16 protein-coding genes are annotated in these 13,747 nt (G+C 44.4%); all 16 read right to left on the minus strand.

Annotated elements, in window-relative coordinates; all coding sequences use genetic code 11:
• Positions 1-170: 170 nt before the first annotated feature.
• Positions 171-560 carry a HumD family translesion DNA polymerase gene (locus tag KI228_RS23945; RefSeq protein WP_141227468.1) on the minus strand — a complete coding sequence of 130 codons (390 nt, stop codon included), beginning with the start codon at positions 558-560 and terminating at the stop codon, positions 171-173.
• A 1-nt stretch (position 561) separates the two neighbouring features.
• A complete protein-coding gene (locus tag KI228_RS24440; RefSeq protein ID WP_141227467.1) occupies positions 562-801 on the minus strand; it encodes a DNA polymerase V in 240 nt (79 codons plus the stop codon).
• A 410-nt stretch (positions 802-1,211) separates the two neighbouring features.
• Positions 1,212-2,291: an acyltransferase family protein gene (locus tag KI228_RS23950; protein ID WP_141227466.1), complete on the minus strand. Its 1,080-nt coding sequence runs from the start codon at positions 2,289-2,291 to the stop codon at positions 1,212-1,214.
• 94 nt (positions 2,292-2,385) lie between these two features.
• Entirely contained in the window at positions 2,386-4,458 is a 2,073-nt protein-coding gene (locus KI228_RS23955; RefSeq protein WP_212807633.1) for a tail fiber/spike domain-containing protein, read from the minus strand.
• Positions 4,459-4,505: 47 nt separating this feature from the next.
• Entirely contained in the window at positions 4,506-7,220 is a 2,715-nt protein-coding gene (locus KI228_RS23960) for a host specificity factor TipJ family phage tail protein (protein ID WP_141227465.1), read from the minus strand.
• Positions 7,217-7,597, minus strand: coding sequence for a nitrite transporter (locus tag KI228_RS23965; protein WP_141227464.1), 381 nt, complete (start codon positions 7,595-7,597; stop codon positions 7,217-7,219). The genes KI228_RS23960 and KI228_RS23965 overlap by 4 nt, the downstream gene beginning before the upstream one ends.
• A 9-nt stretch (positions 7,598-7,606) precedes the next feature.
• Positions 7,607-8,089: a DUF1833 family protein gene (locus tag KI228_RS23970; protein WP_141227463.1), complete on the minus strand. Its 483-nt coding sequence runs from the start codon at positions 8,087-8,089 to the stop codon at positions 7,607-7,609.
• On the minus strand, positions 8,086-8,559 hold the full coding sequence (locus KI228_RS23975; protein ID WP_141227462.1) for a hypothetical protein: 474 nt from the start codon (positions 8,557-8,559) through the stop codon (positions 8,086-8,088). Before KI228_RS23975 ends, KI228_RS23970 begins: the two co-directional genes overlap by 4 nt.
• On the minus strand, positions 8,559-11,084 hold the full coding sequence (locus KI228_RS23980) for a phage tail tape measure protein (RefSeq protein ID WP_141227461.1): 2,526 nt from the start codon (positions 11,082-11,084) through the stop codon (positions 8,559-8,561). The genes KI228_RS23975 and KI228_RS23980 overlap by 1 nt, the downstream gene beginning before the upstream one ends.
• A gap of 1 nt (position 11,085) precedes the next feature.
• The gene (locus KI228_RS24445) at positions 11,086-11,340 is read right to left on the minus strand and encodes a phage tail assembly protein T (RefSeq protein ID WP_249413433.1); all 255 of its coding nucleotides are present in this window, start codon (positions 11,338-11,340) and stop codon (positions 11,086-11,088) included.
• Positions 11,341-11,351: 11 nt separating this feature from the next.
• The gene (locus KI228_RS23985) at positions 11,352-11,729 is read right to left on the minus strand and encodes a phage tail assembly chaperone family protein, TAC (RefSeq protein ID WP_141227460.1); all 378 of its coding nucleotides are present in this window, start codon (positions 11,727-11,729) and stop codon (positions 11,352-11,354) included.
• Positions 11,730-11,781: 52 nt separating this feature from the next.
• A complete protein-coding gene (locus KI228_RS23990) occupies positions 11,782-12,279 on the minus strand; it encodes a phage tail tube protein (protein WP_141227459.1) in 498 nt (165 codons plus the stop codon).
• 51 nt (positions 12,280-12,330) lie between these two features.
• Positions 12,331-12,696 carry a DUF3168 domain-containing protein gene (locus KI228_RS23995; RefSeq protein WP_141227458.1) on the minus strand — a complete coding sequence of 122 codons (366 nt, stop codon included), beginning with the start codon at positions 12,694-12,696 and terminating at the stop codon, positions 12,331-12,333.
• Positions 12,693-13,178 (minus strand): HK97-gp10 family putative phage morphogenesis protein, encoded by a 486-nt coding sequence (locus KI228_RS24000; protein WP_141227457.1) that lies wholly within the window; start codon positions 13,176-13,178, stop codon positions 12,693-12,695. Before KI228_RS24000 ends, KI228_RS23995 begins: the two co-directional genes overlap by 4 nt.
• On the minus strand, positions 13,171-13,503 hold the full coding sequence (locus KI228_RS24005) for a phage head closure protein (RefSeq protein ID WP_141227456.1): 333 nt from the start codon (positions 13,501-13,503) through the stop codon (positions 13,171-13,173). The genes KI228_RS24000 and KI228_RS24005 overlap by 8 nt, the downstream gene beginning before the upstream one ends.
• 2 nt (positions 13,504-13,505) lie before the next feature.
• Positions 13,506-13,700: a hypothetical protein gene (locus KI228_RS24010; RefSeq protein ID WP_212807636.1), complete on the minus strand. Its 195-nt coding sequence runs from the start codon at positions 13,698-13,700 to the stop codon at positions 13,506-13,508.
• Between the last annotated feature and the right edge of the window lie 47 nt (positions 13,701-13,747).

Consider the following 13,747-nt stretch of genomic DNA (forward strand, 5'->3'; position numbering starts at 1 on the left):
AATGGCGCCCCCTACAGGATTCGAACCTGTGACCGACGGCTTAGAAGTTCCTAGGACTATCTAAGATAACAGTAACTTACCCCATCACCACGGCGCTCACACGTCCCACCTTCTAAAAACATGCAAAGCCTTGCAAACCGATGCAAAGCTTTGTGTGTCCCATTCTTGTCTCACATCACCGGACAATCATCAAACTCACCTGAGCGAGCATCGTTGATGATGTAGGTGATCACCCCAAACACAGGCGATGAAACATTGTAGTCTCCAGTCTGCCCAGGTATCTCTTCACGCTTGCCGTTCTCCAGATTCACCAGGTGAGGTTTTGGGTGAATACGGTAACGCTTTATCCTTAACTCATTCTCTATGTTGCAGACGAGAAGAGAGCCATCACATGGCGTAAGTGAGCTATCCACGACCAGCAGTGCACCGTTCTGGATGCCTTCTCGCCAGTATGTCTGTCCCGCTCTCATGAAGTATGTGGATGCTGGATGTTCAATAAATTTTTCGTCAAGCGAAATGCTTCGCTCTACGTAATCAGTAGCAGGTGATGGAAATCCCATGTCATAGCCCTCCATTCGGGTTATAGAGCATGAACAAACGCTCCTCACCTTCTGTAGGTGAAATATCCTTGAACGTGCTAACGCTGGACTCTATCCAGGCATTTGCATCCCGTAAAGAGAAATCCCAGTTAACCTTCTTCAGTTCCCGCACAAAATCAACGGTTCGTAGTGTCCTGCGTCCGCTTGGCTCAACAACTACAGCAGATCGGAATGCGGACTCAATGTCATAACGACGCGGCATAAATCACCTCACCAAATACTGTTTATTTATACAGTACACATGACTGAGAAACTGATCAACACTGTTCAATGCATAATTGCCAACTACATATCTGCTTCACATCTAAGCCTTTAAAGATATTAAGTTTATTTTTTTGTAAATTTAAGCTTTAGCGGTTTAATTAGCACATCACTAATGCCAAAAATTAATTTGGTATCAAAAAAGCGCTGTTATTGCGTGTAACACTGCGACAACATTAAACTCTAATCTAAAACAATGATAAGAGCGACTAGTGCACCTCTCATTAATATTTACTAATGAGCACCAATAATTAATTTATTTTAAGTTTTCTATAGTACAGATAGGCATATAAAAAGGCAAGACCACCATTAATAAGTTTATCTTGCCAAGTGTAAAAGTAATTACATAAACTAATTAGTTTTCTGTTGTGCAAGACTTTTTTCTATCTTGCTACGTTTGAACACTACATTAGTTAATAACTTAATTGCAGGCTTCTCAAAGTAAATACTAAAGATTATTGACGTTATCAAAGCAAAGCTTATCATACCCATATAAAGAACAATTGTTTCTGTGTATGTGGTTAATTTATAGTCTACATATCTCAAAAATGTAGAGAGTACAATAAACGAAATTGTATGAATTAAATAAACAGAATACGATGCGTCACCAAGCTTCATTAGCATTTTGTGAATAATTGTTTTTTCAGAGAAAGATATATTCATCGCTCCGAGTACGCATAAAAGTGATGGCACTCCTACATATATAATGCGTTCATCGCCTATGCCCCATTCATTTGTCCCAACAATTAAAAATAGTCCAACAATAAGGCATAACACAGATAGCTTTATATTTTGGAAAATCTTTTTCTGATACGCATAACCACATATCATGCCGAAAATAAACTCAAGATGTATTGGGCTAAAAATTAATCTTTGTATAAAATTCAGACTACCCCAATTATAAAATAAGAATGTGTAAGCGCAAAACAGGATTCCAGTAGCAACCCTTCCATATTTACCAAAAATACAGCACATTAATGCCAGAGACATATAGAAATAAACTTCAAAATTTAGAGTCCAACTTATTGCATAAATGGTCTCTGCCTTCCCTGCTTCAGATGGATAAAACAAAAACATAGCACTTGTTAAAAACTTCCTGAATGCATCCTCAGGCATCTTGCCGGTTACCATTAAGGCTATAGCATATAGTACCAGAGACATCCAGAATGCTGGAGCTACACGAATCAATCTTTTGATTATAAAATCACCGATTCCACGATCACTTCTCATGCACTTTCCGATAGTCATGTACATAACCATCCCAGAAATGACGAAGAATATATCGACTCCGTACTTACCGAACTGTACGAACCCCTGATCAGGGAGAATAAATCGCGTAGATGGCACGAAGTGGTTTACCGCTACTTTGGCGTGAATGAGCACTACCATCAAGGCCGCGATGCCTCGTAAATACTGAAGCCCGAAAATCATGAGGTTCTCCTAAAATGACATCCATATCATTTTAGCGATTAAACCGCGATGGTAAAGATAAACATTACAGCTATTCAACAGTAATGCGGAGTGTTTAGTACGTAACAAACGTTCCTGGAGACCCAGAGGCAGTGCATCGCAACCTGAATGGCGCCGTAGTTGCATTAATCAATACAAAATCATCACCCTTTCTCCAATAACCACCCGTTGGCGTACCTTGAATCCCGTTTTGATTATAACCTACGTTGTACGTCATTTCTCTCAAGTAGGGTCCAAGGTTTGTTTGCCAGGTACCTGTTTCTACCCACACATTACTGTGCCGGAGTGATCTCCCCTGAAATGCAGCATTTGGTTGAGGGGTTACACCATCAACCATTAGACCAATAAATTTCAGAGATCGCAGATAGCTAGGCGCTGAAGGTGAAACAGGAAATTCAAATGGTACAGTTACTGTAGTTGTTGACAGATAATTGTTTCTATCCCAAAATTTTATACTTATATCACCAAGATTAAACCTGTTAACATTTCTTAGGTCTGCAATCCTAGCATCCATCAAAGATGGATTATACACAAACAGAAGATCACACGACCCAATTATCAAATTAGTCAATGTACCTTTATCACATGATAGAAAACGCACCCCCTCTATTTCACCTGTTATTCTTCCTATAGACACTTCTCCTGCTAGAGTATTAGCGGACCTGGCATTCATAACAGATTTTGGAGTGTTCCCATCTGTACCACGGAAAATATGCAAATGCTCAATATTTATTCTTGAACAATCTGCATAGCTAACTGCACCAAGTCCGGTTCCGCCAACTTCAGCATATAGTATTGTCATGTTTGCATCTGTTGCACCGGCGATAGCTTCTTCACTTCCATCATAGTGGAAATAATCTATATGTATGCGACCTCCTCCGTATATACCATTGTCTGCACAGTTTTTTAGATACATTCTGTTTACGGTGACTTCGATATCCTGCGCTGAATTAAGTATAGAGCAGCAGTCAGTGGAGGATATTGATTTAATAGTGTTATTTTTTGACCCATCAAAGAAGTGCAACAGTTGAGGCATGGAAGCGTTACTATTACCAGTATTTACACAATCGTACCCACTAATAACTCCAACAACATTATTTGAACCCCTGAATTGTATTCCAATTACACCTGTACCTGAGCCTGAAGGTGCGTAGAGTCCAGTTATATACACTGTCTTAAATGTATTATTACTTCCAGACACCCTTACAGGCATGCAAGCTGTTTTATTAGCATCAATATTGAGATTAAAACATCCATTTTCTTTAGTGATATTTACAACATTCCCATAAGTTGACGATGTGGTAATTAACTTGCCACCGTTAATACAATTTATCGATCGAGCAACGATTACTGATCCTGTTAGTTTTACTGTAATTCCGTCTATCAATACAGGACCACCGGGGTAAGACATGGCAGTGTTAAATACAACAGTCTGATCTAGCGTATCACTATTTAATAAACCAAGAGACTCAGCATTTACCTGTTCAGAAGTAATTTTTGCAAATTTACCTCCATTTATTTCATGCACGTTGCAGTCGTCAGCTACTGCAGATGAGATGATTGTATATACTGCCCCACCTTTATCACCTGGAGTTGCAAATCCCCTAGTTGCTATCACATCTCCAACTGATAGTGTATCATCTGCCTTCATTGCTGCTACGTTGTCAAACATTCGATAAAAGTTATTACGCAACCCACCAACAAGTTTATATCCTTCTGAATCTGCGAGGTTAGTTCGTAATGTGGCATCCCCAACGCCAATCCATGCTCCGATTCCAACCCCACCTGTTGATTCTGGTGTAGAACCTGCAGGAACGCTCTTTGGTAATACGCCATCCCAGCGGTAATATTCTCCGTCACCATCTGGCAATGCCCAGCGCAATGCTTCATCCGCTCTTGTTAAATTTGCACCATCCTGGAATGAATCTATCAGCAGCCATCCCATAGATGACAGTTTTTCCTTGTATCTTGTTTCCATACCATGCCATGTCAACCTGTTCTTCCCAAATCGGTCAGGCCACGCCTCATTTTCAAGATCATTAGAAAGGTGATCAAGGTTTTCAGCGTTGTCATATATATCTTTTGCAGCAGCAGACCCCAGCGGATTGCCGGTATTGTAAGTCGTCATATTGGCCTCATAAGAGAAAACCAGCCGAAGCTGGTTATGATTATTTTTTAAGCTACATTGCCGGGGTAGGAGGCATTGTCGTATTGATAGAAGGAATCACGATATTCTTTTGCTGTTACCTGACATGTTCCGTCAGATTGTGGTGCTATCTCTGATATTAACGCGCTGTATCCAACTCGGGATGATTCGCAGAATATCAGGCGCGGCGGTTCAATTGCTGGATCATTCATTATGATGTTGCTGAATTCAGGTTGCTCAGGAACAGATAATTCATAATCTCCTGCTTTCGTAACAGTCATTAAACCAGAAGCAGACCCATCCTGATAACGAATCAATGCGCGTGGGTTATTGAATGTCCAATCAAGTGGTTCTGACAAAGTAAATGTAGTCACGCCGCCACTTGTACTCATATCATCAATCAACGCGCTTATTGTTTTACTACCAGGAATATCATCGGTAAATACAATCCTGTCTCCAACGTTGTAACAGAGAGCATCCATCTCAGTAGTGGTGGTATGAGTCATTCTCTGTTGTTTGTACTTCATCAGACGTCTCATACCTATCTGATAGGCTCTGTCCTGGTCAAGAACACCATCGAGTGTGTAGTCCTCAATTTTTACAGGCGTAGGATTATCTGATGTTCGGCACTGTACCGTTTCTTCAGCCCAGGTTGTCCCATTAATATAGGTTACATCAACACCATCATAGTCATCTACTGAAGGTGCAATGAAAGCTGTCTGTAAAGGGTCAATCATTTCCTGTGGGCTAATAACACCTGTCCACGTTTTCACTCCTTCCCTTGCTACAGATGCAAGAGCATCACTAAGAAGGAAATAGCTTTTACCTGCGTTAGTTACCTTCTGTAACATTTCAAGAGCAGATACAGAATCGGTAGTTGCGTAGTCAAAGAATTCGCTGTTTGGCGTCCAGTACGCAGACTCCAGATAATCTATTGCGTCATGGTCCATTAACAGACCAAGTTCATCTCCAATGTGATACAACGCACCAGAAATGCTTCGTGATACGCCAGTGTCATATATGCGCGTAGCAACAACGTTTACTCGACGATCTGATTGAGCTGCCAACTTACCACCAGTTTCAACAGTGACAGCCATCGTAGTCACTCCACTATAAGATGACGGTCTTACTAATAAACGCCCTCTCAGTGACTGCCAGTACATCTGGTCCCTGCTGTTATCTTGTCCCTGCTCATTAGTTCGCCTTGCACGAACCTCAACTAAAGATGGAGTTGATAAGGTGATGCGCTCAGTAAATCCAAGACCGTTAATGTTTCGCTGGTTGTATGTTCCTGTTCTGCTGGTCCATCCAGAACCGGAACCATATGCTCTGTACTGGATCTCCCATGCTACCGTCCTGTCTCTCTTATGCCCTTTTTTGTCATAACCACATATGCCATTAGGAAAGAAGAAATTAATTTCAAACATGTCAATTTTTTCGTTTTCAGGACATGCTAAAAATGGCCCCATCCATGTGGAGTTTTCATTCATCCCGTTAGCTTCGAAATCAAGAACAGTGCGAGGAGAAAATCCAGGCCAGGTTGGGTCAACGACTCCATTAACTAAGCGCTGCAAAGTTACTGTGTTGGTATCAACATCCAGAATTTTGTATTCGCTACCTGCATGAGATAGAGAAAGGCGTATATACCCCTCTGGAATTCCTGTAAAGGGAGTCCCTGTTGCACTGTCGTATGCAAGCTTTATAGACGCTGTTACGACATCGCCACCAGGTGGTTCTGAATGTGGCGTGTACTGAGCTATGAATAATTGATAATCAATACTGTTGTACCAAAGTGTAACTGGCATTCCAACGTATGGAGCAATCTCTGAAAGTACATCACTGGTAATTCTGCTGTACGCACCATCGTTAGTTACGACATAAGAATCAGGAACAATAAGCTCTACAATGGCACCTACCACCCATGAGTCTGGCAGTGTATTTGTTGTAGTACCATCATCGTTAGTTATGCCGTTAAATGTTACTGTTGCTCCAGAAACAGTAAGAGACTGAGCAACTACATCATCTGAATCTGGAGCGGTTTGAGCCATATCAAGACCAGAACCGGATGCTGTTCCTCCAACCTCTGTGGAGTTGAACCAGTTTTCTGTTCTTCTGTCTCCGCTGACATTAGCGCCTGGTTCATATTTGGTATAGCTAAACCCTTCCTCAAGAGAGGTAGATGGCGTTGAACCAACTCTGATATCCCCATCACCAAATGAGAATCTTCCTCTTCCGAGAACAACAAACATTTCCACTGTCATAACAGTCGGATCAGATGGTGAGAATCTGGCAACCGGCTGAACCGCGTAATCAGGGTAAATACGACTGCGACCGAATAGCTCACGAATAGGATCGCCGAGCTTAGCGTTGTTAGCTTTAGCTGGATTTACGTCAAGCGGGTTGCCTGTACCTGATGAATACCCGCCAAGATCGCCAACTCCGGGAGCGAAGAAAAGAGCATAAGCAACTGATGCTACTGAAACCGCAACAGCAATCCAGGCCAAAGCCACAGCACCATAAGGAACTGGATAGATGCGTACATCGCTATCTGATTTTATGGCGTATTCAAACCATGCCTGTGGTGGAATATTCTCACCGTCAACATCAATAGCAATAGGATGCTTCATGTCTGGCTTGTAGCCATTAACATTTTTAGCAAGCCACTGATGAATGGTTAGAGAATCATGCTCATGCGTTTCAAGAGGTTCACCAGGCAGGCGTGATGGATAGATTCGGATTGTCACTTCCAGAACTCCACTTTAACAAATCTACGTTTGAAACGCTCAACAGGAAGGAAGGTTGCGTTCATTCCGGGATTACATTCAGCTACGTGAAGTTGTCCGTTAATTTCTACCACCACCCCAACGTGAGTAACGGTAGAACCTGAGTAACACGCAGCGCCAGCTCCAATACAAGGTTCACACTTTTCCAGGAAAAGCATGAGCTTTCTTGCCTCCCGGTTTAAACCTCCATCATCCTTTGTAACTCCAGCAAAATCAGGCCAGAGTGGCAGTCCGAGGTCTTTACGTACCTCATTGACGATACCGAAACAGTCAAGTTCAGGGTAAACGCGACCTCCCTTCTGCCATGTGACAGAAAGGTATTTGTCAGGATTAAACATTGCTGCTCCTTAACTCATGTAACGGAGACCAGGATAATACGGAAGGGTGTAGCGATGACGAGGCCATGCTGTATCAAGAACGTTCATATAGCCAGCTGTAATTTGTGCCTGTGTCGCTGTCCATGAACCACTTTTTATAGCCAGAGTGTATGGAACTGAAGCTGGAGCGCTCAGATCGGTAGACACGTAGTTACGGTAAGTTAATGATGCCTCTGAAAGATTATCAAGTGCATTACGTATCGCTGTTGAAGTAACGCCATCTATATTGTCGATAGCAAACTGTAGGTCCTGCGTACCATCGCTGTTTCTTGCAGGAAGAGCAATATCAATAGCCGTTGCCTGGAATGTCACAACATTCCCGTTCTCTGTAGTTGCGGTGATATCATCGAACCCCTTACACAGATAATAAACCTCGCTACCAATGTTTATCTGGAGGGTTTCTATAATCACCTCTTCACCAGACGAGGCATAAAGGCGATTCAGGATTGTCATGGTTCAGGCCACTCCCTGTTAAGCGCAATATCAATAATACTGCTGTTGATAATGTAATCAGGGAAATCAGCCCAGCCAGGAGCAAGAACAGGCCTTTCCCATAGCTCTAACGTTGCCGTGTAACGCCAGTAGTTACCACCTTCAATCGTTGGCCCTTCATAGATATCAGTGAACCGACATACATAAATATCGGTGTTACCAAGCGGAGAGCGAAGAGGCATATTGAACCAGTAAGCACCATCCGTAATGGTGTCTCTGTACCACGCCTCAAATAGTTGCGCCTCTGGATCAGTAAATAGCCATGCAACTGATGCTTGATTAGGTGTAGATGTGTAAAGCCTGCGTTGCCTGGCCCTTCCTGATGTTAGTTCTGTCCTTATCAGAGGGCTAACAGGCTTCATTCCGAAACCTTCCTGTAGCGGGATGGGAAGGTATTCATTCGGGTAATTAATGCTGGTAGTTTTAGCCATTACCCTGTTCTCCTGTTAGTGTTCCAGCGCATCATAGCCTTCGATATATCACCCTTCCCGCTTGCAAGATCGCTGGCTGCTTGTTGATATCCCATCTTTGCACCTTCCGCCGTAGCCTGTTTCATCATGGCAATCTGCGTATCTGAAGGGTCACCATTAACATTCATGTTGATAACGGGTGAGAAGCTTGCCCCTTGAGTTGACTGCTGATTTACTCTATCCAGAGTTTCATCAAGCTTCGCAGATGTCTGTGATGTGACAACTCGCTCGCCTTTCTGCAGGAGCCACGTACCTGTTTCCGGTACGCTATCGATACCATCATGTGCCATACCTGCCAGCGCAGAAGTCCCTACCGCTGCAACAAGCGGAGCGGTTACAGCAGCTGCCGTTGCCATAGCCGCAGGTGCTAACGCTGGACCGACAATTGGAATGGCAGCTGTAGATGCGTAAGCAGCTATCTGAGCTTGCAAAGATGATGCCTGTGCATTTGCCAGCATTGATGCCGCAGCGCTTGCCTGAGTTGATTTCCCGACGAGTAATTGCACCCCCTGATATACCAGCCACTGCGCAGCCATATCAGAAAGCGTTTTGATAATGGTCTCGCCAAGGCTGGAGAAAATGTTACTGAAGAAATCACCCAGGTCTTGAGCGCCATGAACAAGCTCATTGAGGTTGTCAGAAATAGCAGATGTAGCACCACCAAGAATAGATGTCATTGCATCTGCAGCAGTCTGATAGTAATCCGCAGAATTGTCGGCATAATCGTTCAGCGCATCCATGATGCCACTTTGCCAGTCTCCCATCTGATCATCAGACTTTTTGTAGTAGTCTTCCTGAATTTCCAGCCTTTCATCTAGAGCTTGTTGTAAAGCTGCTGTCTCCTGGTCATAAAGAGACTTACTAATATCTCCGCTTTGAAATTGCTTCTGCAGGTCAGCCTGTTTTTCCAGAAATCCACGCTGAATTTCCAGTAGCTCTTTCATCCGCTGTCTGGTTTTGTCGCCCATTCCGGCACCAACAAAATCAGCATCGTTTGCTGCCTGGTCGTTCTGATTCTGCTTTCTAAGATTGGCGGTAAACTCAACAAGCTTCAGGTTTTCCTCGTTGGCTTTCTTGAGTGAGTTGAGTCTATCTATCTCAGTGGCGAGTTGCTCTAATCTCTCTTTTTGAGATGCGTTTATTCCCGTTAGCTTCCCTGATGTCAGGTCAAATCGTAGCTTCTCAAGCTCTGTAACTTGTTGTGTTTTCTTGCCAGTCGTATCGATTAATGCAATCTGTCGCTGGTAACTCATTTCCAGTGACTTAAACGCAGAGTCTAATTTCTTCACGCCTGCGTCAGTAGCTACCTTGCTATTTGTCTCTCCTTTACCAAGACTGTAATCGGTTCGCGTTGGAGTTGTTGCTCCAACAGAGGCAGGTGTCAGTGGAAGATTATTACCAGCCTTCATAATTGATACGCGGCGCTCAAGTTGGGCTAGTTCAGCCTTCTTGCCACTCTCGTCCATGCCAATTCTATTGACGCTCGCAAAGAAACCCTCATCCTCAAGATCAGCCTTAAGATTTCTTATGCGACGTTCTATATCTTCTAGTGAAGCGTTATCGCCAACTGGACTACCGCCTTTATAAAGATCTATTAATTTTCCTGCCTCAGCACCTACCCTTACAAGCCATGTTGCAAGGTCTACAACTCCACTGACTAAATCCGTCAGACCTTGAATTACTTGTGGGTCTTTGAACACATCACCCATGTCAGTGATTGCATTCTGTAGCCCGGAAAGATCAACGCTAGCCAGTCCTGTCGCTATCTCGATTTTTACGCCATTGACCTGAGTCTCCATGTCTTCAAACAGGGAGTTTACTTTTACAAGCTTCTCAATATCTGCATCGTCTGGAGCCACGCCGAATTGTTTGGCGGCATCCATGTACTGGCGAAGCTTTTCGCCTCCCTGATCTAACAGTGGAAGAAGTTTTGAAAGGTCATTACCCAGGCTTTCTAGAATTGTGGTTTTTTCGGCATTTGTATTGATTTTTCCGAGAGCGTTGCTGATAGCTATTAATTGCTTATCAGGCGATTCACCTGCTAACTTCTTTGCTGATAAACCAAGCGCATTCAGTGCATCTACCGCTTCACCAGACTTATTTAATACAGCATCACCAATTTTATCACCGATATCTTTAAAGATATCAGCCATCTGGTCACCTGAAACACCGGCTTTTTCTGCAGCATATTGCCAGGCTAAAAGCGACTTGGTTGACATATTGAGCGACTTTGCCCAACGGTCAGTTTCAGTAATTTGCTTTGATGTCGTTTTAAGAAGGTTATAGCCAGCGACACCAACGCCAATTGCTGCAGCGCTGGCAGCTGTGGCAAAAGCAGTGAATGCTGTAGCAGCGGCCTTAGCATCTGATTGTACTTGTTTACGCCATTTTTGAGATGCTCTCTCAGACTGGCTAAGGCCAGAGACAAAACCACCAACCTTAGCCACCAGGTCGATAGTCAATGTACCGAGGGATTTACCAGCCATGCTATGTCCACTCCTGCATAGCCTGATCCAGTGAGATAGCAGGCTCGTTAATGTGTGGTGTGAAGTCTGTTACTTTGAAGGAAGGAGAATCTTTTCCTCGGTTTACGTTAGCCAGCACAGAAGAAATAAGGCCTGCAGCCCATTCAGTACGCATCATTCCGTTAAGGCTCCCATACTTCTGTCTGTAAAGAACCCAATCACGGTATTCAGTTACGCTAACGCGCTCCTTTGCCTCGGCAATGGTGCGACCGCCTATCCCATTGAGAACTAATTCACACCAGAATTCGTCTTCTGCGCTGAGTTCGTCTTTCCCAGTTCGTTGACCTGCTGAATAGCAACTAGCAACGCAACGGTAAGGTTTCCGTCTAACGCACCGCGTTCAGGATCTGCCTCTCCTGTAACGTCAGCAACAGTAAAGACAGGATGCCCATTCTCATCACAAATTGATGAAGCAATACGACCAGCTACACCATCAATCTTCCCAGCAGCAGAAAGAACAGTCGATACTGCTTCGTGATAGCCCATAGGACGGATATAGACGGTTGCGGTGAGCTCTTTTTCACCTTGCTTCCAGGTGATTTCCTTCTCAACAGGACGACCGGTAAATGCGCCTGCCTGCTTTAGTGAATCCAGAGTCAGTTTCATTGATTATCCTTGATATGCGGGGTTTCCCCCGCTGTTTAATGACTTATACCGATTAGCTTGTTGGCTGTGCTTTTGGAACCCATACACCCTGCCCTGAGCGTTGAATAGTCGCTGAGGTCTGGACTACGGTGTTTGCCTGGAAGTCGAACGGGAAATCTGAGACATAGCCCTGGAATACATACCAGGTGCGCGTATTCGGCAAGGAAAGACCATCAACCGCGTCTGGGTCGCCAGAAGTAGCTACAGTTGGTGAATCCGTACCGTCAGCCCATCCGATAGCAAAGGTAAGGTTTGTCTGGTCGCTTGATTCTGCCAGGTTACTTAACATCACATGGCTGGCATTTGCTGGGTCTGCGTTAAGAGCAACGGTAGCCTGACCAGGTGTGCGCAGACCTTTTTTATAGGAACGAGTATTGGTTTCGCTCAGGCAGGTATCTTCAATCTGATCTGCCGGGCTACTACCTGGTGAAAACGAAGTAATACATTCTACTTCGCTGACCACACCGTTATTCAGAACGTACATCTGAGTGCCTTGAGTCACTACTGACATAATTATCTCCGGGTATAAAAAACCGGCTCAAGGCCGGTTGTGGAAGGTTTGTTATCGATTGACTATCCAGTCAACGTCGAATGAATATCGATACCTGAGCGTTTCAGGGTCTCGCGTCTGATTACCCCATCGAACAATGTTGGCCTTCACTTCAATCGCATTACGCATAGCTTTAGCGACAGCAATGGCTTCATCAGGGGTATTGGCATAGATATCAACCTGAAGCGAATACATATCCGCATCTGGTCGTTGGTTGAGGAAATTTTCGGGTGAACCACTGATGTTCTGCCAGACGGCGTATGGATAAACAACGTTATCGTCCTGAATGCCGAAAGGGTAAATTCTTACCGGATTACTTCCCAGCAAGGTGGTGACTTCTGGACTCGACGCACAAACAGGAAAGATTGGTGTAATCATGCAGTCTCTCCTTTCTTCTGTGCTCGCTTGATAGCCCTGTCAATCCCCGCTTCGTAGTTGACAGAGAAGGCATTGAAAACCTCAATCAGTCTGGAGTTAGCAGCGGCGCGAACCAATGGCTTTGCTGCCATCTTTTCAGTTCCGAACTCAAGAAGACGCCAGTGAGGAGTGGGGGCATCTTTCGCAGTGCTTGGATGCTTTTTTAGTACGGCTCCCTGAAGGATTCCTATCCTGAAGGCAAGATCTCCGGTTTGTTTAAACATACGACCATTCCAGCGCAACGCAGCGTTATCAGCAATGCTACGCGCGGTGTGAGGATCGTCTAGCCGCTCTGCGTTTCTCTTTATCTGAGTTACGATAACGTTTCCCGCTTTCCTCAGTGCGGATCGCCCTGTTTTTCGCTTAGTTTCCGTGGTAATGGCTTCCAACTTACCAAGCAGTGAATCTACACCTTCAAGCTTAAACTCAATGCTGTCAGCCATCCTTAACCCCCTCTGAGCACGGAAGCGTGAGATATTCAAGTCCACTATCAGGGTCAGGAAGAATCCCCTCAATGCTGTAGATTTTGCCACGGAAAAGAATACGGTCTTTCTCCTGGATATCTTCCCGGTATCGGATAGTGATTCTGGCCGTTACTTTTACGTTTGATGCCTGGGCTGTAATGAAATCCCTGACTGAGGAGGCAACCACGCTACCCCACACATCTGCAAGATCATTCCATGTGTATTCCATTGCACCAGTAGTAGGTGACTGGATAGCCGTTCGACGCTGAATGGTGACGCGGTGACGTAGTTTTGCTAATTCCACAATTACCTCGGCTTACCGCTAAGATAGGTCTGCGGTGGTAGCTCATCTTCAATTTCCTCAACGAGCGTTCTTGCAATCAGAGAAACCAGCGTTTCATCAGCTTGGGCAAGACGGTTTATCGCCTCCGCCTGTTTGAGTTGAGACGCTGCCAGTGCCTTCAGCGTTACCGTTAGTTCTTTTACCTGCTGCTCGTTCATAGGCAATCCTCGTCCACTTTTTAATCCACTCGCGCCTTTTGGCGCAT

The sequence above is a fragment of the Citrobacter amalonaticus genome, assembly GCF_018323885.1.
GTDB lineage: Bacteria > Pseudomonadota > Gammaproteobacteria > Enterobacterales > Enterobacteriaceae > Citrobacter_A > Citrobacter_A amalonaticus.

What these genes read in the sequence shown, in the direction of transcription:
- KI228_RS23945 (WP_141227468.1), bottom strand. Translation starts at nt 560, where the DNA reads ATGGGATTTCCATCACCTGCTACTGATTACGTAGAGCGAAGCATTTCG.
- KI228_RS24440 (WP_141227467.1), bottom strand. Translation starts at nt 801, where the DNA reads ATGCCGCGTCGTTATGACATTGAGTCCGCATTCCGATCTGCTGTAGTT.
- KI228_RS23950 (WP_141227466.1), bottom strand. Translation starts at nt 2,291, where the DNA reads ATGATTTTCGGGCTTCAGTATTTACGAGGCATCGCGGCCTTGATGGTA.
- KI228_RS23955 (WP_212807633.1), bottom strand. Translation starts at nt 4,458, where the DNA reads ATGACGACTTACAATACCGGCAATCCGCTGGGGTCTGCTGCTGCAAAA.
- KI228_RS23965 (WP_141227464.1), bottom strand. Translation starts at nt 7,597, where the DNA reads ATGTTTAATCCTGACAAATACCTTTCTGTCACATGGCAGAAGGGAGGT.
- KI228_RS23970 (WP_141227463.1), bottom strand. Translation starts at nt 8,089, where the DNA reads ATGACAATCCTGAATCGCCTTTATGCCTCGTCTGGTGAAGAGGTGATT.
- KI228_RS23975 (WP_141227462.1), bottom strand. Translation starts at nt 8,559, where the DNA reads ATGGCTAAAACTACCAGCATTAATTACCCGAATGAATACCTTCCCATC.
- KI228_RS23980 (WP_141227461.1), bottom strand. Translation starts at nt 11,084, where the DNA reads ATGGCTGGTAAATCCCTCGGTACATTGACTATCGACCTGGTGGCTAAG.
- KI228_RS23985 (WP_141227460.1), bottom strand. Translation starts at nt 11,729, where the DNA reads ATGAAACTGACTCTGGATTCACTAAAGCAGGCAGGCGCATTTACCGGT.
- KI228_RS23990 (WP_141227459.1), bottom strand. Translation starts at nt 12,279, where the DNA reads ATGTCAGTAGTGACTCAAGGCACTCAGATGTACGTTCTGAATAACGGT.
- KI228_RS23995 (WP_141227458.1), bottom strand. Translation starts at nt 12,696, where the DNA reads ATGATTACACCAATCTTTCCTGTTTGTGCGTCGAGTCCAGAAGTCACC.
- KI228_RS24000 (WP_141227457.1), bottom strand. Translation starts at nt 13,178, where the DNA reads ATGGCTGACAGCATTGAGTTTAAGCTTGAAGGTGTAGATTCACTGCTT.
- KI228_RS24010 (WP_212807636.1), bottom strand. Translation starts at nt 13,700, where the DNA reads ATGAACGAGCAGCAGGTAAAAGAACTAACGGTAACGCTGAAGGCACTG.